This is a genomic window from Wolbachia endosymbiont (group A) of Epistrophe grossularia, assembly GCF_947251435.1.
GTDB lineage: Bacteria > Pseudomonadota > Alphaproteobacteria > Rickettsiales > Anaplasmataceae > Wolbachia > Wolbachia pipientis.
Map to the genome: position 1 here is coordinate 1,192,285 of NZ_OX366363.1, position 22,478 is coordinate 1,214,762.

A 22,478-nucleotide genomic window follows, 5' to 3' on the forward strand; every position below is an offset into this window, starting at 1 on the left:
CATTATATTGGTATCATGACTAACTTAGAAAAGATGAGAGAAAAACTGCAAGATCAAATAAATTATCATAATGTTTTGTATCACCAAAAAAATAAGCCAGAAATAAGTGATGCTGAATATGATGAACTGAAGAAAAAGTTAGCTGAAATAGAGCCAGAAATTTATGCAACACAAGATAGTGTTGGTGCTCCACCTGATGAGAGGTTTTCTAAGGTGGAACATCAAGAACCTATGCTTTCCCTTGAGAATGCTTATGATGAACAAGGTGTAGAGAAATTTTTGTCTAAAATAAAGAGGTTTTTAATTGAGGACAAAATAGAGATATTATGTGAACCAAAAATTGATGGGTTGTCGTTTTCTGCAATTTATGAGGATGGAAGATTTGTTAAAGCTGCAACTCGAGGTGATGGTTTTGTAGGGGAAGATGTCACTCACAATGTTGCAACAATAAAAGGCTTTCCTAAGTTTTTGCAAGGTGTGCAAGGAAGACTAGAAGTAAGAGGTGAAATATACATCAGTAACAGCGACTTTTTAAAGTTAAATGAAAACGATGAATTTGCCAATCCTCGAAATGCAGCCGCTGGTTCTCTAAAGCAATTGGATGCAAACATTACAGCAAGCAGACCTCTTAGATATTTTGCTTATTCTTTGATTGGTGGAGCAGAGAAAAGTCAAAGTGAGGTACTAAATAAGCTTGAGGCACTTGGTTTTTGCGTAAATGAGCATCAGTCCTTAACGAGTAGTTTAGATGGAATGCTGAAGTTCTATAATGAAGTCTATAACTGTCGCTATAACTTGGATTATGATATTGATGGAATAGTCTATAAAGTAAATGATTTGGTACTACAAAATCGTCTAGGGAATACTCACAAAGCACCGCGCTCAGCACTTGCATACAAGTTTTCTGCGGTTTATGCAAAAACAAAGTTAAACAAGATATTTATACAGGTGGGCAGAACAGGGGTTTTAACTCCAGTTGCAGATTTAGTGCCAGTCAATGTTGGTGGGGTGCTAGTTAGTAGAGCAAGTCTGCATAACCAAGATGAGATAAAACGTAAAGACATAAGAGAGGGAGATATTGTAACAATCAAAAGGGCAGGGGATGTAATTCCCCAGATCGTTGAAGTAAGCAGAGATTCTCGTCTTCCAAATACACCTGAATTTGTGTTTCCTGAAGTATGCCCTGAATGTGGTAGTAAAGTACGTCAGGTTGAGGGAGAGGCTGCAGTAAGATGTCCTGAGGAATTTGCCTGTAAAGCTCAAATAATAGAAAAACTAAAGCATTTTGTATCGAAAGATGCATTTGACATTGTTGGCCTTGGTGATAAGCAGATAGAGTTTTTTTACGACCTTGGTCTGATAAAACAAATTCCCGATATTTTTACTTTAGAAGAAAGATTGGATGAATTTAATCTGGAAGAACAGTCTGGTTGGGGCAAGAAATCAATAGCTCATTTATTAAATGCTATACAAAGCAGAAGGGTAATAACTCTAGATAGGTTTATATTTTCTTTAGGTATTAGATTTATTGGCCAAGTTGCAGCAGAATTGCTTGCAGATTATTATGTTTCTTATGATAATTGGTATAATTCGATGATTGAACTGTCATCAGATAATACTGAGCTAGTAGGTATAGACGGCATAGGAAAAAAAGTAGCTGAATCTTTGGAATCATTTTTTTCTAAGGAACATAACATCAAAATGTTAAATGATCTTACTGCTTGTCTTCAAATTCTTCCTGTGAGCTCCAACTCTAGTAACTCTGTTTTAAATAATAAAATTATAGTGTTTACTGGTAAGCTACTTGCTATGAGTAGAGGAGAGGCAAAAGTAAGAGCCAAAACTCTAGGAGCAAAGGTCAGCTCACATCTTTCTGCTAAAACTGACTACCTAATTGCAGGAGAAAAACCAGGATCCAAATATAAAAAGGCAGTGGAATTAGGTGTAGAAATTTTAGATGAAGACCAGTGGCATAAAGTGATAAGTTTGGGAGTGTTCAAATGAAACTTGGATTGTATATTAAATCAAAGTTGCAAGACTATTTAGAGAGTAGCCAATTCTTTCCATCCAAGAATCATTTTATTGACTTGCCTCAATTTTTCAACAGAAGGCAAGTCTTCTGTGCTGAGTGGTAGGCGGACAGTTTGATGTTCTATGAGCCCAATATCATGCAAAAGTGCTTTAGTGGGTATTGGGTTGCTGGCAATAAATAACGCTTCGCAAGCCTGTTGCCAGATATCTGCCTGAGGGTTCCTGCCATTGAGGCACTTCTTAACATATTCATGTGCTACATATGGCCAAACATTGGAAGCAACGGAAACCAGGCCAGCCGCACCATAGGCGGCCATATCGGATATCATATTATCATCTCCGCAAAAGACCTCAATATTTGGTGCAACTTTCTTATACTGAGTTAAAGTATCAACAGTGCCACTTGAATCTTTGATAGCCCAAAATTTTTCGTGACTGGATAAGTTGCGTACAGTTTCAGCGTGAAGACTCACTCCTGCTCTCGATGGAATATTGTAAAACATAGCCGGCACATGTGCTTTTTCAAGTAGCTTTTCAAACCATAAAGTCTGCCCCATAATTCCGGGCTTTGCATAAATGGGAGTTGTCATTAGATAGCCATGAATAGGCATACCCTTGCAAAAATCAAGCCATTCAAGAGTCTGATATAGATTCACTCCTGGTACGCCAATTATAATTTTCGTATTTAATTTTAGCTTACATACGAATTCAACTAATGTACGCTTTTCAGAATCAGTAAGCGATAGGCTCTCACCTGTGCTACCCAGCAACACTACGCCATTTTCAGCTTTAACTTGCATTGTCAGTAAACGCTGCAAACTGCTATAATCTATGCTATCCCCATTGCAATTAAAAGGAGTAACACAAGCAGTCCATAAAAATGTAGATTTCAATTTAAATTGTTAAAATGGTATTTCATCGTCGAGTAGTTCATCTTTTATATCGTTGTCAAAACTTTCGTGTTTATCTTTTTGTTCTGTTTCACCTTGTTTGTATTCACTTGGCTTGTAATCAGAATTTGGCGCACTATTTCGTGAATCCAAGAGAGTAAGAGCGCTATTAAAATTATATAGAACCACCTCTGTTGTGTATCTTTCACCACCGTTTTGGTCAGTCCATTTTCTAGTTCTCAAAGAACCTTCAACATAAACTTTACTGCCTTTGCGTGCAAAATCTTTGACGATTTTTACTAATCCTTCACTAAAAATTACGATATTATGCCACTCTGTCTTTTCAGAGCGCATACCGGAAAGTTTGTCAGTCCAACTTTCAGACGTGGCTATTGAAAAACTTGCCATTTCTTTTCCATTTTGTGTAGTCCTAATTTCAGGATCTTTTCCTAAATTACCAACTAGTATGACTTTGTTTATGGTACCACCAGACATAATTATGCTCTAAATAAATCCTTTTATTATCTTATGTGAAAATACTATTGTCAAATTTAATTAAAAGTGCGCTTGGAGGGATTCGAACCCACGGCCTTTGCCTCCGGAGGGCAACGCTCTATCCAACTGAGCTACAAGCGCATATATATTTAAGTTATTTAATAGATAAGCCATCCAAGTCAAATTTTTGTTTTGGATAAAGCGTAAACATAATACTCCCATATCCAAAATATACATTTTGAGAATCATTCGCATGCTTTTTTATTGCTTTTTGATCTACGGTCCATACAAAAGTTACATAATTTTCAGTGACTGAGTGCACTTTTAAATCCTTAGTATTTATAAACAGTTTTCCATTTACCCATATTTTCCATGTATCGGGAGAAAGATATAAGATTGAGTCTAAACTCACTACCTTACAGTTGAAATTATCTGATACCTCCTCTTTTACAGCTCTTGAAGATCTTAAATTGAACTTTTCCATTTCATTGACCATTCTATTAACTGGCTCTTCATCAAAAAAAATGCTTTTTACGTTACTATATTGTGACAAAACGTCAAAGTCACTTTCCACTGCTTCTCTTATTATATCGTCCCGATCTGTATAGCTTAGTTTTTGATTGTTGATAAAGAAACACTCTTTTGCACGCAAATTTGCTATATCAATAAAATCGTCGATTTCTTGATTGCCAACTTTAAGAATACTTTCAAAATATCTTTTTTCTATCATCATTCCATACTGAGAATGATGACAAACCATTTCATCATTACCTTGTTTTTCTATATATACGCATAAATTTTCACTATTTAATCCTAATATTTTATGCTCAATAAGATCTTCATTGCTAATATGTTGTCGGCAAGAATACTTCTTACAAATTCCTATGCTTTCTATAATATCTTCACAACTGCAATATGCATTAACATTGGAAATGAGTAGCGTAAAAATAAAAAACAGCTTTATATTCATTATCTTATCTACTTAATATAGTATACCAATCAAAGACTATATTAGCTCTCACTATTTCTATCATATTACCACTCAAAATCTGGTTCATAGCTGCAGCATCAATATTTCTCTGCTTGTTTAAAATAAGAGATTTGATCATAACATAACCAGGCAGATTTGGAATAGACTGTAAAAATAAAAAAATATGCTTATCGCTGATTGAGCTTAAATTTAGGGCCACTTCACTTTTTATTACTTTTGTGCGTTCACTTTTGTTGTGGAGCTCAACTTCTTCGGGTATAGAAATTGATATTTCAGGTTCTAATATATAGTACTTTTTATATAACTTGCTAAGCTCGAAATTTAAATTTGCAATGTATCTGCTACTATGTAAATTTGAAGAGGAAATTTTTTTCCATAAATCTAGATTTTTATTTAGAATGACTTCCTTTTTTTGAATCTCAGTAATCTGTAAATTAATAAAACGTATTTTATCAATCTCAATTTGGTTTTTATTATAAATCTTTTCGTTATAGATAACAACATATGTTAATAACCCTATTAATCCAACAGATAATAACAAATACGATATAAACTGAATTGTAGCTTTTCTTTTTAATTGAGAGATAGTCATTAATCTACATTGCCTCTCCTATTTCAACATCAATAGATAGATTTTGCTCTTTAGCAGCAGGTAAGCTAGAAATATTAATGTCATAGGTACGAAAATTATCGTTTAAATTTTTTCGTAGTTTCTCGTATTGATGAGAAATATTTTTACCGGATTGAAAATTAAACTTTAAAGTTGTGGTAATATAACTTTTTGCCTCATTATAATTCCATTCAAATGATCGAAGCTCTATACCTGGTATTTTTAACTTTTCTACATACTTAACTTGTGTAAGAGGAGAGTATTCTATTTTTGATAAAATATTATTGATATTAATAAAATCATAAATTTCATCTATTTTTTTTACATTATAGCTTTGGCTAAGTTTTGTTAATTGGTTATTTAAGGTGTTCTGCTTTGCTGATAAATTATCAGCGACATTGAAATTTGAATACAAATTTAGCAAACAAAGGGTGTTTGTTATAACTAAAACCAGGGCGAAGTATAGAAAAATTCGAGGAGAGTTTAAATAAAGGTAATTGAATAGATAAAATTCTTTAGTTTCCTTTGTATTAAAAATAGCTGCTAATTTATTCTTAAAGCTATGAAACAAAATTATGGTATCGCAAAAGTTATCTTTTTCACTTATAGCTAGTTCTGCTCCTAATAGTTTGCCTAACTCATATGGAGTTAATATGTTCACACTGTTCTCTGAAAAATTTATGACTGATAAACTAGCTTTGATATCTTCTGACACTATGATACAAAGGTCGATAGGGTTATTTTTTTCAAACCCAAACTTAGTTAAGGATCGAATAGTATCTTGCACTTCCTGATATATTCCACCAGCGATAATTCCTGGTAAATTATCATTAGTAAATGATGTTAAGCGCGTAAATACCATTTTATTCTCTTTAAGAACCACTTGTCTATAGCCTCCCGTTTTAGTTGCAGCAACTATAATTTTCCAATTATTAGGATCTTTATGTAGAATCTTTTTTGTTATATTACTTATTTCTATAGGAAACATTAATATTCCCTTAAAGTTGGAGCCTATCTCAATAAACACATTCAACCAATATTCTACTAAATGCTTTGCTTTTGATGAAACAAGAAGATAGCACCAGTTTTGATTGAATTTGTTTGGCTTCTCAACCAAAAAAACTGAACTTATGTCATTATTACGAGAAAAATGCTCCATCTTTGTTTTTGCTGATAGATAGGCACTAATCTTGTTTGCCCTTGTAATAAACTGTAGCGAGTAATTTTGATCTGCATGATTAAGCACCAGGTATAAAGGTGCTTTTTTATCTGACGAAAGACATGAAATTAAATCGGAAACTGCTTTATCGTTTTTGCCCTTAACAAAATACCTTTTATTTAAAGTATTATTTTTAAAATATAGTAACATTATGCCTTCTTCTCCAATAGAAAGCATAAACTTACTTTTGGATTTTGAACTAAACATATTAACAAAGCATATACTTATCTAGAATTAAAAAGGCAATTTATTGAAATTCATTAAACGTTAGAGGGAAATATTGTTATAAATTTTCGCAGCAACATTATTTATATTATAATTTTTTTTATAAAATTACCACTAATATTAAGTTATTTAGATAATAAATTAAGAAAATTCATTAAGACGAATTTGTTGTTTTTCAAATTGTAGGTAAACCTAAGCCACTTTAGCTATATCTGCCGATTGACTTTAATTAATAAGAGTTATTAATCTATTTACTATTCTTGTAATATTATTTCTAATGGTAAAGAAATATATATTTTTCTGGAACAGTTGTTATTTCAGATACAGAATTTATTGTAAGTAAACTAACCATTTGCTGAAGAGCGCTCATCTTCTGTGGTACTTGATGATGGAGCAACTAATTTGCTCAAAATCTCATCTTTTGGTCCCATAGCGTAAATGACACCATCTGACATGAGGATCACCTTATCAACTACGGACAATAACGGTAGCTTGTGAGTGATGATAACAGTAGTAGTATTTTGTTTTCTTGCAATGCCAATTGCATTAATTAAGCATGCCTCTCCATTGCTATCTAAGTTAGCGTTTGGTTCATCAAGTACTAAAAGTTTTGTGTGACCATAAAAAGCTCTGGCAAGTCCAAGAAGCTGTTTTTGGCCGCCAGAGAGCGTTACTCCTCCAGGACCTCCTATTGTTGTATCATATCCATTTGGTAAGCTTAGTATTAGTTCATGTATTCCTGCAATTTTTGCTGCTTTGATTATTTCTTCAGGATTTGGATCTGGCCTCATGCGAGCAATATTAGCTTTGACACTAGTGTTAAATAACTCAATATCCTGAGGTAAGTAGCCAACATAATTACCAAAATTTTCTCGATTCCAAGTATATACATCAGCGCCATCTAGTCTGACTACACCAGATATTGGCTTCCATACACCAACAGTTAATTTTGCGATAGTGGATTTACCAGAAGCACTTGCACCAATAACACCAACTACATCTCCAGGATCTATAATGAATGATATTCCTTTTACTGTCGGCTTATTGCTTCCATAAGGAGTAAAAAATACTCTATCAAATTCCAATTTTCCTTCAGGTTCTGGTAGAGCCATCGTTTGCTCTCTTTTTGGCGATGTTAATATAAGTCTTTGTAGCCTTCCATATGACATTCTAGCCTGATTTAAAAACTTCCAAGTATGAACCGCAGCATCAAATGGTGCTAATACTCTACCCATTAAAATTGAAGCAGCGATGATGCTACCGGCAGTCTTATGAGCTGTGATTGCAAGTAATGCACCTGTTCCAATTACTGATATTTGCAGAGTTGAGCGCAAAAACTTAGTGATTCCAGTAATTACATTAGAGCGATTTTGTGCTTTAATTTGCATTGCTCGATTCTGATCATTTCGTTTACACCAATCAGAGACTATGAATTCTGACATGCCCATAGCTTCAACCACTTCTGCATTTCTTGTTGCAACATCTATAGCATTGATATTCCGTATAGTTTCTTCGTTGGTTTCTTGTAATATTCGTTTAGTGGCAAGTTCATTCCATATTGCCATAGAGACTAATATAATAATTCCAGTAATAGCTATAAACCCCGTGGAGGTATGTATCATGAAAATCACAACAAGGTAAATTAACGACCATGGAGTATCAAACAGTGAGAATATACCATTTCCTGTAATGAAATTTTTTATCACTCCGAGATCTCGTATTGCTTCACCACTTGAAGTTGAGCTCTGCACTGACGTTAGCCTGATTGACCTTACTATCAGATCTGGTGTTGCAGTTTTATCGATCCAATCACCTATTTTTGCCATGGCTAAATATCGACAAGTTTCAAGCATTGCAGAACATGCAAATGCAGATAAAGTGATAATTGTCAGCATAGTTAGTGTTGGTACACTTTCGCTCGATATCACCCGATCAAGCACTTGAGAGGTATAAAGTGGTAGGAATAACATTAATAAATTGATTCCCGCACTAAACCAAAAGATAAACCAAAATGCACTTTTGCATTTTTCTAGGCAAACATATAGAGTACTTTGCTTCAATTCTTTTTTTATTGATGGCGTAATTTCCACAATCTTCCTCTTAATTTGATTACATGCACCATATACAATTTTTATTACAAAAATATTAATAACGGTAGTTAGCTTACTTTAAGTGAGTAAAATATTAATATATGTGAATAGGAAATATAAACAATGGTAAAAAGAAGTATAGTTAATATTTCCTTCGTTGCCTATAGCGAAGCTACGTCATACCGCGATTCATTCTATAGCTGTACGAACATTCATTTTTGAAGGTAAACTGCACAGCAAATGGTGTCATGAAAGTAGCTGACACTGGGATGGCTTTGTTGCATCGCTACTTATGAAAGGCTAACTATAATTAGGATTATAAGCAACTTATTGAAAATCTTGTTTTTTTGCAATCAATCTGATCAAATTTAAGAATAGTAATTTGTTATTTATATTAATAAATTTAATTCTATTGAAAATAGCTAAAGCATTGAAATTCTTGAATTTTAGCCGGATTAGTGAGTGGTAGTGAAATTTCTTTTACTCAAATTTAGGTATTCACTGACCGTTCTTGTTGTAAATACCAGAATAATAAGCTACTGATATTCTCCACCTTTTTTGTCTTTAATCCATCATAGCTAGCGATGCAACAAAGCCCACCGATTCATTCTACTGCAACGCAGAAAATTCGTACAATTGTGCATAATATGGGGCTTCTGGCTACATTTTTCTATTGAACTCACCTTTTCTCTATGTGACAGATTTCGTATTAAATTTTAAATTTAATGCGCCTAGATATACAAGCATTCCTAGCAAAACCATAGGTATAGAAAGCAACTGCCCCATAGTTAAATCAAGCCACAAATAGCCAATTTGATAGTCTGGTTCGCGAAAAAACTCAACGAAAAAACGTGCTATTCCATACCACATAACTGCAATACCAGTTAACGCACCGTGATACAGTCTTATTCTAGTTAAGAAAAACAGTGAATTTGCAACTGCAAAAAGTAGCAGTCCTTCAAAAAGTGCCTCATAAAGCTGGCTTGGATGACGCAGCAAATTATCACCACTCTCTGGAAATACCATACCCCATGGCATAGTTGTAACTCTGCCAAATAACTCTCCGTTTATAAAATTGCCTATGCGACCTAAAAATAAACCTATGGGAACTCCGCAAGAAACTAGGTCCAGTGCATAAAATATAGGAATGTTATGTCTTCTGCAGGAGATTATTACTGCAAGCAAAACTCCTATAGCACCGCCATGAAATGACATCCCTCCTTCCCAGGTCTTCAATATCTCGATAGGGTTGCTTATATAAAGAACTGGATCATATATCAATACGTAGCCAAGTCTACCTCCAAGGATAATACCTACAATAGTGGCTGTTAATAACGAATCGTAAAAATTCTTAGTAAATATTTTTTGGTCATCTAGCTTATGTAAATACCAATATGCAAACACTATACCCAAAACGTAGGCTAAGGAATACCAATATATAGAAACAGGACCGATGCTGAAAATTACTGGATTTAAAGACATATTTTGCTATAAATTATTCTTAGACAATCTACTTTTTTCACGATCCCACTCTCTCTGTTTTATGGTTGCTCTCTTATCGTAGAGTTTTTTTCCTTTTACAATGGCAATTTTAGTTTTTGCAAATCCTTTATCGTTAAAATAGACCGAAAGCGGCACAACAGTTATCCCAGCAGTCTTGATTTGACCAATTAGTTTATTTATCTCCTTTTTATGCAAGAGTAATTTACGTTCCCTTTTTGGTTTATGATTTTTTCGGTTCGCAGCTTTATATTCTGCAATATGCATATTGTGCAGCCATACTTCGCTATTCTTTTCAACAACGTAGGCGTCGGAAATATTTACTTTTCTTTCTCTTAGCGATTTAACTTCACTGCTTAATAAGACCATACCCGCTTCAAATTCTTCTAAGATGAAATATTCAAACCTTGCTTTCCTATTTTCTGCAATAACTTCCATATCTAAAGATATCTTTAAGCTTCAATATATTACAGAGTTTTTGACTTAATTCATAATAAAACAGTTATCCCAATAAATATAAGGTGCCAGGCTAGTCTGATAGCAACAGGATAACAAAAATCAAGTAAGTGCTTTTTCTGTCTCTCTAGGCACAAGTTCCTTTACTTCTTTCATTTCAGTTTTAGGCTTTGACATTATATATTGACCAGCACCAACTATGAGCGCAGATCCTGCAGCTAGTCCAATTATTGCTGGTACAGATAGGGCAGTAGCAAATGCAAGTGCAACACCAACTATCACTGCAGTTACAAAACACACAATAACACCTTTTACAATTGCATTTTTTGCAGATTGTTCTTTTTCTTTCACAATTGCATTTTTTCCAATTTGTTTTTCTTCCTTTTTCTCTGGAAGCTGCATTACATCTTTATTTTCAGTAAGATCCTTTGGCGTTTTTTTATTCTCATTTTTTAACGTTTGCTTTTTTTCCGCTTCCTCTAAAAGCTGAATTATACCTTGATCTTTAGTGAGGTCTCTTGGCGTTTTTCCATCAACATCTTTTAATGAAGGGTCTGCTTCAGTGTGTAGCAGAACTTCCACCACTTTTATTTTGCCATTTTTAGCAGCAAGATGTAAAGGAGTACGTCTATCACCATTTTTTGCCTTAACCTTTGCTCCTTTTGCGATTAGAGTTTTTACTATATCTTCGTGGCCATTTTCAGCAGCAACATGCAAAGGAGTCCATCTATCAGCATCCTTTATATTAACATCTGCTTTCTCAACTAGAATTTTTACTACCTCTATGTGGTTATTTTCAGCAGCAAGATGTAAAGCAGTACATCTATCATCATTTTCTGCATTAACCTTTGCTCCTTTTTTGATTAGAATGTCTACTACATCTTTATGGCCCTCTTTGGCTGCAAGATGTAAAGGAGTCTCGTCCACAATACCTTCTGCATTAACATCTGCTTTCTCAACTAGAATTTTTACTACCTCTATGTGGTTATTTTCAGCAGCAAGATGTAAAGCAGTACATCTATCATCATTTTCTGCATTAACCTTTGCTCCTTTTGCGATTAGAATGTCTACTACATCTTTATGGCCCTCTCTGGCTGCAAGATGTAAAGGAGTCTCGTCCACAATACCTTCTGCATTAACATTTGCTCCTTTTGCAATGAGAATTTTTACTACATCTTCGCAGCCCTCTCTGGGAGCAAGATGTAAAGGAGTACATCCATCATCATCTTTTGCATTAACGTTTACTCCTTTATTTAATAGGTTTTTCACCTCCTCCTCATTATTATGTTTAACAGCTGAATGCAAAGCTTTGATGTTCTCTTGTGCCTTTAATAGAGCTCCTTTTACCACTTCATGGCCTTTTTGAGAAGCAAATGTTAAAGGAGTCCATTTATAATGATCTTTCGCATTAACATCTGCTCCTTTTTCAATTAGAGTTTCTACTATATCTTTGCGGCCATTTGCAGCAGCAAGATGTAAAGGAGTCCACCCATCACTATTTTTTGCATCAACGTTGATTCCTTCTGCTTTTGATAGAACTTGTACTATCTCTTTGTGGCCATTTGTAATAGCAAGATGTAAAGGAGCCCATCCTTTATCATTTTCTGCATTAACATTTGCTCCTTTTCCAATTAGAGTGTTTACTACATTTTCGTGGTTCTTTTCAACAGCAAAATGTAAAGAAGTCCATCCATCACCATTTTTTGCATCAACAATTGCTCCTTTTCCAGTTAGAATGGTTACTACATCTTTGTGGCCATAGTGAGCAGCAATATGTAAAGGAGTAATTTTATTATCATGTTCTGCATTAATATCTGCCCCGTTTTCAATCAGAGCTTTTGCTACATTTGCATAGTTCCAATAAGAAGCAAGATGTAACAATTTGACTTTCTTAGAATTTTGACCACAAGATATAGTAAATATGTAATTTATGCCAGATCCACTATCGTTGTCAGGTTTACTCTTTTCCCACTCTTGACATAAATCTGGATCTTCTTCTTGTAACTTAGCTTTTATTTTTTCAACTATATTGTCCTTGCTCAAATCTGAAAGGTCATTTATTTTTTTTAATATTTCCATAAATTTGTCATATTTCATAACTTCCTCACTTAAAAAACATAACTTAGTTGTTATATCTTTCAACATAGAAGTCAAGAACCTAAATATTCGTTATTATCTTTCCTTAAAGAGTCATTTAAGTTATATTACAGACTATGAAAAACCTCAACTTTAGGAAGGAAATCAAGTTTTTTTCTCTGTCATTTATAATTTTATTTGTTCTATGGACTGTATTGTCTGGTTATTTTGAGCCGTTTTTTATTTTTTGTGGAGTGTTTTCCTCTATATTCACATCGTTTATCTTTAGAAGGTTGATAAACGCTGAAAGAGCTCTTAGCCAGATTTTAAATAGTACGAGTAGACTATCGTTTTATAAGTTAGTAAGTTATATACCGTGGTTAATGTACCAAATCATTTTATCAAGTGTTTATGTAACAAAAAAGGTGCTACAACTCAAATCTAAGCTTGAACCGATTATTATCCTAAGAAAATGCAAAGGGCATAATGACGAAAGCATTGCGTTATTTGCCAATTCAGTCACAATCACTCCCGGAACTTTAACTATCAATGTTGAAAGCAAGCAAAAAACGTATTTGTCTACCATATGCTTGATAGATAAAAACCTTGAAAGCGGCATTTCTGAAATAGAAAACAAAATCTTAAAAATACTACGTTCAGTTAAGTAATTGCTTTAAATAAGTTAACAGCATCCTTATATTCCCTTACAAGACTTTCAAGCATTTCTTTTGGAAGGCTATTATTAACAATAGAACATAAATAATTATATAAATCTTCTAACCTTAATATGTTATTTCTCTTCTTGCTGTTAAATTTATACGGAAAAATACCTTCCATAACTTCAATAGTAGTAGCCTTGTTTAAAAATACATTTTCACTTGTCACGCTTATTCTTGCTAAAACAGTGTTAATTTCAGGTTCGTCACTCGTATAAAAATCTGATAGCTGAGTTATTCTAATAACGTACAAAGTTACTATTTTTGACAAGCAATTATCAGCATATTCACAATTTTTTATTACCTCCCACTGAGTAACCTGAGATTTACCTATTTTTGCATTGTTCGGTAATTTACTCATTGAACTTTCTCCATTTAATCCAGTGTAATAAATTATACTAATACTTTGTTAAATAAATAATAACGCGATTACAAAAATATATACTTATAGTGGTATATTATACAAAAATAGCACAATATCTAAGCATTAAAGCTAGTTTTAGCTGGGTACATGGGGCTATTCGTTATTTTGTGTTGTCCAGTGAGGTTCAAAATTAGAGGTCCACTTATATAAAGAGTTTAGTCTGCCTTCTTTGCTATAAAATAAGTTTTCCTTTTGAGCTGTTTTGTTAGTATTAACTAAATTCTAAACTAACTGTGCTATAATGAAAAAGATAAAACTCGGAATACTAATTTCAGGTAGGGGGTCGAATATGCAGGCCTTAATAGAAGCATGTCAAGATCAGAATTTTTCCGCAGAAGTTGCATGTGTTATCACAAATAATAGCGAAGCTGCTGGTCTGAAAATAGCAGAGCAAGCAGGAATCTCAGCGTTTATTGTTAAAGATAAACCGCTTGATGCTGGTAAAATTCACGAAATACTTGTTCAACATAAGGTTGATTTAATTTGCCTTGCAGGGTTTATGAGAATTCTCAAAGCTGATTTTCTGAGTAAATGGCATAACAAGGTGATAAATATTCATCCCTCTTTACTTCCGTCTTTTAAAGGCCTAAACGCTCAAGAGCAAGCTCTAAAAGCAGGTGTAAAAATTACAGGTTGTACTGTACATTATGTCACTCCTGAAGTTGATGCTGGAGCCATAATTGCTCAAGTTGTTGTACCAGTGTTACCAGCTGATGATATTCAAAGCCTCTCAGAACGCATTCTAGCTGAGGAGCATAAGTGCTATGTAGAAGCAGTAAGATCAATAGCAGAAAGTATTAATTATTGACCCTGAGCGTTTTTTCCAACTTCAACGAAAAATAAATTTTCGGGTTCCAGTAAAGAACTTGCCAGCTCGTTTACTTTTTCTAGCTTTACGTCATTAATGAGACTTACAAAATTATTTAGACGATTAATATCGCGATTACGTACCTGCATACTAGCCAAGAACACTGCTGTGTTTGCGTTATTAGATAGGGAAAAGATAAAATTATTTACCATACTAATTTTTGTATCTTTAAATAATTGTTCATCAATTCCTTCCTTTTTTATCCTGCTCAATGTATCTCTTATTGCAGATATGGATTGACTGGCAGTAGAGCTATCAGTACTTAAACCTCCGGCTATAATATTTGCATGCGTATAACTAGCCATAGAGGCACTAATACCATAAGTAATTCCAAGATTTTGCCTTAGCTCTTTCATCAGCACTGAATTCAGCCCCATACCACCAAGCGCATTAACCAAAACTTGAGCATTATAGTAGTCTGGATCTTCATAAGCTATACCTTTTTGAGCAAAAAGTATCACACTTTGTGGTATATCCATAAAAATGTTCTTACTTTCTGCAGAACCAAAATCATTTTTCACAGGTATTTTTCTCACTTTTGATCTTTTTGACGGCAATTTAGATAAATATTTATCTAATAATGTAATAATTTCTTCTTTTTTTGCACAACCAGCAACACTGATAACTATGTTATCTTTAGCAAAATTACGTTTTATGTATGTTAAAACATCATCTCTAGTAATGTTCATTATAGTGTCAAGAGTACTGTACACACTTTTTGAGTAAGAGTGTTTTTTAAACAACAACGTACCCAATTCTTTTCCAGCGACAAAATAAGGATTTTTTTCAAGATTATTAAAATCAACTTTGGCTTTCTCGAAAACTCTATTCAACCCTTCAGAGTCAACTTTAGGACGTATTATAGCATCGCTAAGTAGTGAAATACTTTCTTCTAAATTTTCAGACAAAGTTTCTAATGACACTCCGAAACTTTCTAAATCGGGGTAAAAAAGTAAATTTATTCCTTTGATCTTCAGTTTTTTTGCAAAATCCTTAGCGTCATTTTCTCCTGCCCCTTCTTGGATTACAAGAGAAGTAAACCAAGCAAGCCCCTGTTTTTCTGCACTCTCATACACATAACCTGCATCTTTAAATGATATATTCAGTGAAACTTTTGGTAAAGCACAGTTTTCGACAAATAAAAACTTAAATCCTTTACGGGTAGTAACCTCCTCTATATTTAAGCTACCACTTGCTTGTAAATTAAAGCTTAGGTAGAAAAAAAACAGAAGTACAAATTTACTTATTCTCATTGTTATCTCCTTTTGGTAATAAACGACCAATTAACTTATTGGAAGAAAAGATAGTACGAATTTTGTTATTTACATCCTCTAAATTAACATCATCTATTTTGCTATATGAAATATCTATTTCATCAAGTGGAATACCAAGTGCAAGGTGTGGCACATAGAACATCGCTATATGAGTTAAGTCAGATAGATTATCAAACTGTGCTGCTTTGTATCTATATTTCGAGCTTTGCAACTCCTCATCCGTTATTCCTTTAGACATGAAGTTATTAATAGCATTATCTAACTCTCTTTCAACAATATCTAAATTAACTCCGCTTTTTGGAATGACCTGAATATCAATGTAGCCATCACTAAAAGCTAGGCTATTATAATAAGCAAACACTGATACTGCCACATCTTCATCTAAAACCAGATCATTATACAGTTTGCTGGATTTGCCGCTACCTAAAATTTCAACCGCTAAATGAGCAGCGGAAGCTTCATTTATATGCTCAAATAAGGGTACACGATAACGAAAATATAAAACTGGTTCTTTTACTTCAGTGCTCTCTAAGGTCACCGATAGACCTGCATTATGCACTGGATCCTGATTTGGGTAATTTCTCATTACAGGCTTAGCTTTAATTTCGCCATATTTTTCTTCTGCTAATTTCACTACTTCATCAAGTTCCACATCACCCACAATCAGTAATATTGCATTGCCGGAGTGATAATAGTTATCATGAAACCTCGTTATGTCATCCAAATTGTAAGTTTTGATATCGCTCTCCCAGCCGATAACAGACCTACCATAGCCAGTACGGTAAAATGCACTATTCATTTCTTCCCATAACAAGTTGTTAGGATGATTATCAAATCTCATTTTTCTTTCTTCCAACACAATGTTTTTTTCTCTATCTATTTTGTCTTGAGTAACATTAAAGCTGCCCATTCTATCTGCTTCAACTTCCATTGCAAGTGGTAAATCTTTTTTGGGGACCAACTCATAATAACAGGTATATTCTTTAGTGGTAAACGCGTTAAATTGAGCCCCAATGCTACTCATAGTGGCTTCTATATCTGTGAACTTTCCTGTAGTTTCAAACATTAAATGTTCAAAGTAGTGAGCCAATCCTGCTTTGCCGATTGGATCATCCATTCCCCCAACTTTGTATATTACTGCATGTAAAACGGCTGGAATCCGATGATTAGAAACAACATAAACATCTAGTCAGTTACTGAGTTTAGTATATTTTATGTTGTGCTCTATGTTTAAAGCATTCGAAGAAATTGGGTAAGTAAAAAAAAGTACAGGTAGTATAAGAAAACTAAAAAACTTATGAAGCATTATTTCGACCTAATATAAAAACAATTATTTTATTCCTCATTTTGTTTAGAAATAAGCATATCGTATATATACCACTTATATAACAATGTAAACATTCCACAAACTATAGATAAATCTGCTAAATTAAAGGCTGGCCAATACCAATCATCAATATGAAAATATATGAAATCATATACAGCTCCCCAATAGATCCTATCAACTACGTTTCCGATTGCTCCACCAATCATCAGAGAAAAACCAAGGTAAGTTGACTGATCGTCAGACTTGTATATCAAATATGCAAGTATACCAATTATTAGTATTGAAAATGCTGAAAAAAAGAAACCGCCATGTGGTAAAGCGCTACACATTCCAAAACTAATACCTGAATTCCAAACTTCAACTAGTTTTATAAAACTAGCGATCTCAATTGATTCTCCTTCATCAATCAATGAGTTTATGTACAATTTGCTCGTTTGGTCAATCAATACTATAATTAATATAACAACTAAGCATAACTTTTTCATAAATTTGCCTTTAACCTATAAACTTTAAGTATATCATAATTTATCTGTTTTGTTAACTCCTCAATACTATGGAATTTTTTTTCTGACCTTATGAATTTTAAAAGTTGTATATTGACTTTATGACTATATACGTCTTCATCAAAATCGAATATGTGCATTTCTATTATAGGCTTTTTCAGATCCTTAAAAGTAGGTCTCATACCAATATTGACTACTCCATATAACCAATTTGGATTACTATCAGGAAAAGTCACTCTAGCGTAATATGTGCCAAACTTAGGTTTTATCATGCAATCTTCTATAGGAATATTTATGGTTGGAAATCCTATTTCTCTACCTCTACATGCACCTTTTGTCACAACACCAGAAACTTGATAAGGCCTGCCGAGCAATTTATTAGCAATTTCTATTTCGCCCCTTTGTACATACTCCCTTATTGAAGAAGAAGAGCAAATTTTGCCGTCAATTGTTAATGGCTCTAATTTAGTCAAAGAGTATCCATATATTTCAGAATATTTCTCTAGAGTTAATATATTACCCAATCGTTTATGACCAAAAGTGCAATTTTCTCCGACAATTATGTGTTTAGCGCCATATTTATCTATTAAAATCTCACTGATAAAGTCATCGCAGCTAACCTCAGAAAAACCTCTATTAAAATTAATAATATATAAGTAATCTATACCATAGCTGCTGATTAGTTCCTTTTTTTGTTCTTGGTCTATTAACCTAAAATTGTTTCTACCAAATAAAACAGTTGATGGGTGAGGCTCAAAAGTTAAAACTGCAGAGGGTAATCCTCTTTCTTGTGCTACCTTCTTTAGAGTAGAAATTGCAAACTCGTGTCCTAAATGAATGCCATCGAAATTTCCGAAGGTTAGTGCTATATTATTTTCTATCCCTTGCTCACAATTATAAATAATTTTCATACAATTTGATGTTTTTACATGTTTCTTATATATAATAACTATATTTTAGTAAGCTACGGAGATAAATTGTGAAAAATGTTGTGATATATGTAAAGAAGGGCTGTCCATACTGCATAAGGGCAAAGGATTTACTAGATAAAAAAGGTGTGAAGTATGAAGAAATTGATGTGCTCAAAAACTCAGATCTATTTAACGACATAAAATCAAAGTATAACGTTAGAACAGTTCCACAGATTTTTATCAACGATAAGCACATTGGGGGGTGTGACAAATTGATGGATCTTGAAAAAGAAGGAAAGTTGGATGATATGCTAAATAATAATGACAATCACACTGATGTCACAACCTACACAAACAGCAATGATGAATGTGGAGAGTGTGTTATACCACATGATGATTTTATGTAACTTTTTATCTTGTTTTGTCGTGTAATACGTAAATGAAAACTAGTATGCTCACTTTAAACAATTCTTAATGAATTAAAAATACAATTCATTCAGTGAGTTTTTTTAGTGGGAAAAAATGACAAAAAATATTTCAATTATTAGCAGAAACTTAATTAGTATCGAATTAGTTAACAAACAAGATTTAGAGAATTTCATCAAGATTTTCACAGTGCTTGATAAACATATAGCAGCTAAAACACTTTTTACAGAAGAAGTGAGAATAGAGTATAAACAACACAACGGCATAGAAGTTGTTGAATTGCTAAAAGATACAGACTTTACATATCATGAGGTTGAAAATGTATTGAACCACCTGAGTAAACATGGAATGAAGGTGCCCAGCAGTGTTATAGCACACACCCTTTTTGCTGCATACAATCATGCACTTGAATTTAAGGATGTAGCATTTTCCTTTTCTGAAGGATTTCCACAATTTAACATCAGAGTAAATAAGAACACCTTCATAATAACTCCTATGAGTGAAGAGAATTTGGAATTGAATTCACAAAATAGCAGAACGCTTATAGAGTCACTAAAGAGCGAAAAAAGTATTTATGATTGTATAGCAGAAGAAAATACCATTAAAGTTATAGTGCATTCTGAAATGCATCAAGCTATAAATTTGATTATAAAATCACTGATAAAGTCTCGCCTTTTAGCAAAAGAGGAAGAAGGAAAATTCAAAGAGAAATTGAGACAACTTGCTTTTAAGGATCAAGCTTTTGTTGAGTATTCTAGCATCAGAACCATCAATAGGTATCCACATAATCATCCTCTGAGGAAGCATGAAAGTGTTACTAAGGATATAGAAAATATTTTATGTGATTTCATAACAAATGAGAACAGCGAGTTTGCTATAGAGCGACTAAATAGGCTGAGCTCAGCAGTTTCTCCGGATACTCCAAGAATCATCACTAAAACTATAGATAAACTTGTTAAGTTTCACTAAGGTATACGAGAGCCAATAGACTTCTTATATTACCTTCTGTCATCCAAGTAGCTTGGCTACTTGGTTCTTTTTTTGGGTTCCAGCTATGTACATAGCTGTATGAACATTGTAGCCGTTATTCAAGTAGCCCGCAGAAGCGAAAAACTTACTTGACAAACTCCGCCAACTCCCTTATCATGAAACTGAAGCTATTTATTTATCTTCTCTGTACAGATTAAATGACAAAAAAACTCACGTATCTGGCGTCTCATGTTTAATTTTTTGCACTATGTGCACCTTATGTCTTTATAAAACTTCTAGGTTTTTACCTAATATAAGCTAAAATGCGCTTATAAAGCATTTAAAACATAAAAAAACGCCAACTTAAAAAATGGATAGTGAATAACTAGCTACCCTAGGGTTTCTTTTGCCTTTTTTTCTGTTTAGTAAATTTCTTAATGTTTATAATTTAGATTAGTTGCGGCTTAAAAGCAACTGAATCGCGGTTATTAAACGTTTAGAATAAAAAAACGCCATACTTGAAAGTATAATGTAAGTAATTAGCCAACCACGGGGCTTCTTTTGCCTTTTTTTTGTTTGGTAAATTTTTTAACATTTATAGCTAAACGACAACCGTCATCCCACTACTTGTTAGCGGGATCTAGAGATACCGCGAATGAATCGCGGTATGACGGTTCGCGGTGGCATGACGTAGAATTTTATACTCACCAACTCAGTATTCCAACCTGGATTGTATCTTATCGGTAAAAAAGAAGAGCTATTTTAGGAAGTTTTTATAGGACTAAAACCAAAGAAAACTTGCATATAAGTTTATCAAGATGTAAAATTAAAGTTATTTTAAAAGAATAGGTTAATTATGAATCTTGTAACAAAATCTGCTATCGATTTTACTGCTTCATCTGTTCTCTCTGACGGAGAAATTGTTGATGATTTCTGTCTGAGTAAGCGCATAAAAAATAAGTATGCTGTCCTTTTTTTCTATCCACTTGATTTTACTTTTGTTTGCCCAACTGAATTGATATCGCTCAATAATAGAATAAATGAGTTTGCAAAGCGTGGTGTTGAAGTGATAGGAATAAGTGTAGATTCAAAATTTTCACATTATAAATGGCGAAACACTCCAGTTAATGATGGTGGTATTGGAGAGATTAGCTACACTTTAGTGTCTGATATCAAAAAGTCTATATCAAGAGACTATGGGGTCTTATATGATGACTCAATTGCGCTGAGAGCAACTTTCGTTATTGATGATAAATTTATTGTACGTCATCAATCGATAAATGATTTGCCTTTAGGGCGTAATATCGATGAATTCGTTAGAATCGTTGATGCAATTAAACATAATGAAGAGCATGGTGAGGTGTGTCCAGCAGGGTGGAAAAAAGGTAAGCCAGCAATGCAGGCAAGCGATGAAGGAGTAGCTGATTATCTAAACTCATATAGTGAAGAATTATAAGTTTAGTACAAAAGTTCTTATTATTGGATCCGGGGCAGCGGGTTATGCTGCTGCTATATATGCAGCACGTGCAAACTTAGAGCCAATTGTAGTAACGGGAATGCAGCCTGGTGGTCAGCTTACAATTACTACAGATGTTGAAAATTATCCTGGTTTTGTTTCAGTACAGGGTCCAGAACTAATGGAGCAAATGAGGTTGCATGCAGAAAAGGTTGGAGCAAAAATAATAGATGATGAGATAAAAAGCGTTGAACAACTTGAGGACTTTAATGAGTATAGATTTAGATCTTCTGGTAATATCAATGACTACTATTCAGATGCAATTATCATTGCATCTGGTGCGCAAGCGAAGTGGCTTGGTTTAGAAAGTGAAAAGAAATTTCAGGGTTATGGGGTTTCAGCTTGTGCGACTTGCGATGGTGCATTTTTTAGGAATAAAGTTGTAGCTGTGATTGGTGGTGGAAACACTGCTGTTGAAGAAGCAATATTTTTAACTCGATTTGCCAAAGAAGTGATATTAATACACAGGCGTGATAAATTAAGAGCGGAAAAAGTAATGCAAGGTAGGCTCTTTAAAAATGATAAAATAAAAGTAATGTGGAACCATACCGTAGAGCAGATTCTTGGAGAAGAAAATCCAAAAAGGGTTGCTGGTATTGCGATTAAATCAGCAGAGATCGATAAAACCCAAGAATTAAAAGTGGATGGAGTGTTCATTGCAATCGGGCATGCACCAAATACGGGTATTTTTAAAGGCTTTGTTGAAATGGATGAGCAGGGTTACATCATTACAAAACCTGGAACAACTTTAACTAGTAGGGCAGGAGTGTTTGCTGCAGGTGATGTTCAAGATAAGGTATATCGTCAAGCAGTAGTTGCAGCAGGAACAGGATGCATGGCTGCGCTTGATGCAGAAAAGTTTTTGGAGTCGTAGTTAATTCTAGGATTTTAGATAAATTGCTTGCAATTTTCCTTTTCTTTTACATAATTATATTAGTAAATCATTAATAAAGAGGGTTTA

The 22,478-nt window shown here is 33.7% G+C and carries 20 protein-coding genes, 1 tRNA gene and 1 pseudogene; 7 read left to right on the forward strand and 15 right to left on the reverse strand.

The genetic code is table 11. The features are described from left to right. Positions 1-15: 15 nt before the first annotated feature. On the forward strand, positions 16-2,004 hold the full coding sequence (gene ligA / locus OPR28_RS05920; protein WP_077188219.1) for an NAD-dependent DNA ligase LigA: 1,989 nt from the start codon (positions 16-18) through the stop codon (positions 2,002-2,004). 38 nt (positions 2,005-2,042) lie between these two features. On the opposite strand, the gene dapA is transcribed toward ligA, so the two are convergent. From dapA to OPR28_RS05970, 10 genes are all read right to left on the reverse strand, one after another. Beyond that, positions 2,043-2,924: a 4-hydroxy-tetrahydrodipicolinate synthase gene (dapA, locus tag OPR28_RS05925; RefSeq protein WP_264722888.1), complete on the reverse strand. Its 882-nt coding sequence runs from the start codon at positions 2,922-2,924 to the stop codon at positions 2,043-2,045. Between the two features lie 9 nt (positions 2,925-2,933). Further along, on the reverse strand, positions 2,934-3,416 hold the full coding sequence (gene ssb, locus OPR28_RS05930) for a single-stranded DNA-binding protein (protein ID WP_010082448.1): 483 nt from the start codon (positions 3,414-3,416) through the stop codon (positions 2,934-2,936). Between the two features lie 67 nt (positions 3,417-3,483). Further along, positions 3,484-3,557: transfer RNA gene (locus OPR28_RS05935), tRNA-Arg, on the reverse strand. A gap of 13 nt (positions 3,558-3,570) precedes the next feature. Next, positions 3,571-4,386: a hypothetical protein gene (locus OPR28_RS05940; RefSeq protein ID WP_265023687.1), complete on the reverse strand. Its 816-nt coding sequence runs from the start codon at positions 4,384-4,386 to the stop codon at positions 3,571-3,573. Positions 4,387-4,390: 4 nt separating this feature from the next. Beyond that, positions 4,391-4,999 (reverse strand): hypothetical protein, encoded by a 609-nt coding sequence (locus OPR28_RS05945; RefSeq protein ID WP_265023688.1) that lies wholly within the window; start codon positions 4,997-4,999, stop codon positions 4,391-4,393. 4 nt (positions 5,000-5,003) lie between these two features. Continuing rightward, positions 5,004-6,443, reverse strand: coding sequence for a hypothetical protein (locus OPR28_RS05950; RefSeq protein ID WP_015589193.1), 1,440 nt, complete (start codon positions 6,441-6,443; stop codon positions 5,004-5,006). A 362-nt stretch (positions 6,444-6,805) separates the two neighbouring features. After that, positions 6,806-8,551, reverse strand: a complete 1,746-nt coding sequence (locus tag OPR28_RS05955; protein ID WP_265023689.1) for a type I secretion system permease/ATPase — start codon at positions 8,549-8,551, stop codon at positions 6,806-6,808. Positions 8,552-9,241: 690 nt separating this feature from the next. Further along, a complete protein-coding gene (gene lgt, locus OPR28_RS05960) occupies positions 9,242-10,033 on the reverse strand; it encodes a prolipoprotein diacylglyceryl transferase (RefSeq protein WP_155969071.1) in 792 nt (263 codons plus the stop codon). 6 nt (positions 10,034-10,039) lie between these two features. Next, on the reverse strand, positions 10,040-10,489 hold the full coding sequence (gene smpB / locus OPR28_RS05965; protein WP_007548863.1) for an SsrA-binding protein SmpB: 450 nt from the start codon (positions 10,487-10,489) through the stop codon (positions 10,040-10,042). Between the two features lie 120 nt (positions 10,490-10,609). Further along, positions 10,610-12,652 carry an ankyrin repeat domain-containing protein gene (locus OPR28_RS05970; RefSeq protein ID WP_265023690.1) on the reverse strand — a complete coding sequence of 681 codons (2,043 nt, stop codon included), beginning with the start codon at positions 12,650-12,652 and terminating at the stop codon, positions 10,610-10,612. A 68-nt stretch (positions 12,653-12,720) separates the two neighbouring features. On the opposite strand from OPR28_RS05970, the gene OPR28_RS05975 reads away from it, so the two are divergent. Then, on the forward strand, positions 12,721-13,251 hold the full coding sequence (locus tag OPR28_RS05975) for a Na+/H+ antiporter subunit E (protein WP_077188223.1): 531 nt from the start codon (positions 12,721-12,723) through the stop codon (positions 13,249-13,251). On the opposite strand, the gene OPR28_RS05980 is transcribed toward OPR28_RS05975, so the two are convergent. After that, positions 13,244-13,660 (reverse strand): hypothetical protein, encoded by a 417-nt coding sequence (locus OPR28_RS05980; RefSeq protein ID WP_006279382.1) that lies wholly within the window; start codon positions 13,658-13,660, stop codon positions 13,244-13,246. The two genes, OPR28_RS05975 and OPR28_RS05980, sit on opposite strands and share 8 nt — an antisense overlap. A 304-nt stretch (positions 13,661-13,964) precedes the next feature. On the opposite strand from OPR28_RS05980, the gene purN reads away from it, so the two are divergent. Then, positions 13,965-14,531, forward strand: coding sequence for a phosphoribosylglycinamide formyltransferase (gene purN / locus OPR28_RS05985; protein ID WP_012673208.1), 567 nt, complete (start codon positions 13,965-13,967; stop codon positions 14,529-14,531). Here the strand turns inward: purN and OPR28_RS05990 are convergent. From OPR28_RS05990 to ribF, 4 genes and pseudogenes are all read right to left on the reverse strand, one after another. Then, on the reverse strand, positions 14,525-15,844 hold the full coding sequence (locus OPR28_RS05990) for a M16 family metallopeptidase (protein ID WP_265023691.1): 1,320 nt from the start codon (positions 15,842-15,844) through the stop codon (positions 14,525-14,527). The two genes, purN and OPR28_RS05990, sit on opposite strands and share 7 nt — an antisense overlap. After that, a pseudogene (locus tag OPR28_RS05995) lies at positions 15,831-17,171 on the reverse strand (M16 family metallopeptidase). The gene OPR28_RS05990 and the pseudogene OPR28_RS05995 overlap by 14 nt, the downstream one beginning before the upstream one ends. A gap of 29 nt (positions 17,172-17,200) precedes the next feature. Continuing rightward, on the reverse strand, positions 17,201-17,677 hold the full coding sequence (gene lspA / locus OPR28_RS06000) for a signal peptidase II (protein WP_006279329.1): 477 nt from the start codon (positions 17,675-17,677) through the stop codon (positions 17,201-17,203). Further along, a complete protein-coding gene (gene ribF, locus OPR28_RS06005) occupies positions 17,674-18,606 on the reverse strand; it encodes a riboflavin biosynthesis protein RibF (RefSeq protein WP_010082493.1) in 933 nt (310 codons plus the stop codon). The genes lspA and ribF overlap by 4 nt, the downstream gene beginning before the upstream one ends. Positions 18,607-18,674: 68 nt before the next feature. Here ribF and grxC point away from each other — a divergent pair, with 68 nt between their 5' ends. From grxC to trxB, 4 genes are all read left to right on the forward strand, one after another. After that, entirely contained in the window at positions 18,675-19,013 is a 339-nt protein-coding gene (grxC, locus tag OPR28_RS06010; protein WP_007550037.1) for a glutaredoxin 3, read from the forward strand. A 115-nt stretch (positions 19,014-19,128) separates the two neighbouring features. Then, complete coding sequence (locus OPR28_RS06015) at positions 19,129-20,001, forward strand: hypothetical protein (protein ID WP_265023692.1); 873 nt, start codon at positions 19,129-19,131, stop codon at positions 19,999-20,001. Between the two features lie 856 nt (positions 20,002-20,857). After that, positions 20,858-21,457 carry a peroxiredoxin gene (locus OPR28_RS06020; RefSeq protein WP_012673206.1) on the forward strand — a complete coding sequence of 200 codons (600 nt, stop codon included), beginning with the start codon at positions 20,858-20,860 and terminating at the stop codon, positions 21,455-21,457. Further along, entirely contained in the window at positions 21,444-22,391 is a 948-nt protein-coding gene (gene trxB, locus OPR28_RS06025) for a thioredoxin-disulfide reductase (protein ID WP_209472656.1), read from the forward strand. The genes OPR28_RS06020 and trxB overlap by 14 nt, the downstream gene beginning before the upstream one ends. Positions 22,392-22,478: the final 87 nt, after the last annotated feature.

Excerpts from the sequence above, each read along its gene's own strand:
- OPR28_RS05945 (WP_265023688.1), bottom strand. The coding sequence starts at position 4,999 with ATGACTATCTCTCAATTAAAAAGAAAAGCTACAATTCAGTTTATATCG.
- OPR28_RS05990 (WP_265023691.1), bottom strand. The coding sequence starts at position 15,844 with ATGAGAATAAGTAAATTTGTACTTCTGTTTTTTTTCTACCTAAGCTTT.
- OPR28_RS05980 (WP_006279382.1), bottom strand. The coding sequence starts at position 13,660 with ATGAGTAAATTACCGAACAATGCAAAAATAGGTAAATCTCAGGTTACT.
- ssb (WP_010082448.1), bottom strand. The coding sequence starts at position 3,416 with ATGTCTGGTGGTACCATAAACAAAGTCATACTAGTTGGTAATTTAGGA.
- lgt (WP_155969071.1), bottom strand. The coding sequence starts at position 10,033 with ATGTCTTTAAATCCAGTAATTTTCAGCATCGGTCCTGTTTCTATATAT.
- OPR28_RS05940 (WP_265023687.1), bottom strand. The coding sequence starts at position 4,386 with ATGAATATAAAGCTGTTTTTTATTTTTACGCTACTCATTTCCAATGTT.
- ligA (WP_077188219.1), top strand. The coding sequence starts at position 16 with ATGACTAACTTAGAAAAGATGAGAGAAAAACTGCAAGATCAAATAAAT.
- lspA (WP_006279329.1), bottom strand. The coding sequence starts at position 17,677 with ATGAAAAAGTTATGCTTAGTTGTTATATTAATTATAGTATTGATTGAC.
- OPR28_RS05950 (WP_015589193.1), bottom strand. The coding sequence starts at position 6,443 with ATGTTTAGTTCAAAATCCAAAAGTAAGTTTATGCTTTCTATTGGAGAA.
- purN (WP_012673208.1), top strand. The coding sequence starts at position 13,965 with ATGAAAAAGATAAAACTCGGAATACTAATTTCAGGTAGGGGGTCGAAT.
- smpB (WP_007548863.1), bottom strand. The coding sequence starts at position 10,489 with ATGGAAGTTATTGCAGAAAATAGGAAAGCAAGGTTTGAATATTTCATC.
- ribF (WP_010082493.1), bottom strand. The coding sequence starts at position 18,606 with ATGAAAATTATTTATAATTGTGAGCAAGGGATAGAAAATAATATAGCA.
- OPR28_RS06015 (WP_265023692.1), top strand. The coding sequence starts at position 19,129 with ATGACAAAAAATATTTCAATTATTAGCAGAAACTTAATTAGTATCGAA.
- OPR28_RS05975 (WP_077188223.1), top strand. The coding sequence starts at position 12,721 with ATGAAAAACCTCAACTTTAGGAAGGAAATCAAGTTTTTTTCTCTGTCA.
- OPR28_RS05970 (WP_265023690.1), bottom strand. The coding sequence starts at position 12,652 with ATGTTGAAAGATATAACAACTAAGTTATGTTTTTTAAGTGAGGAAGTT.
- OPR28_RS06020 (WP_012673206.1), top strand. The coding sequence starts at position 20,858 with ATGAATCTTGTAACAAAATCTGCTATCGATTTTACTGCTTCATCTGTT.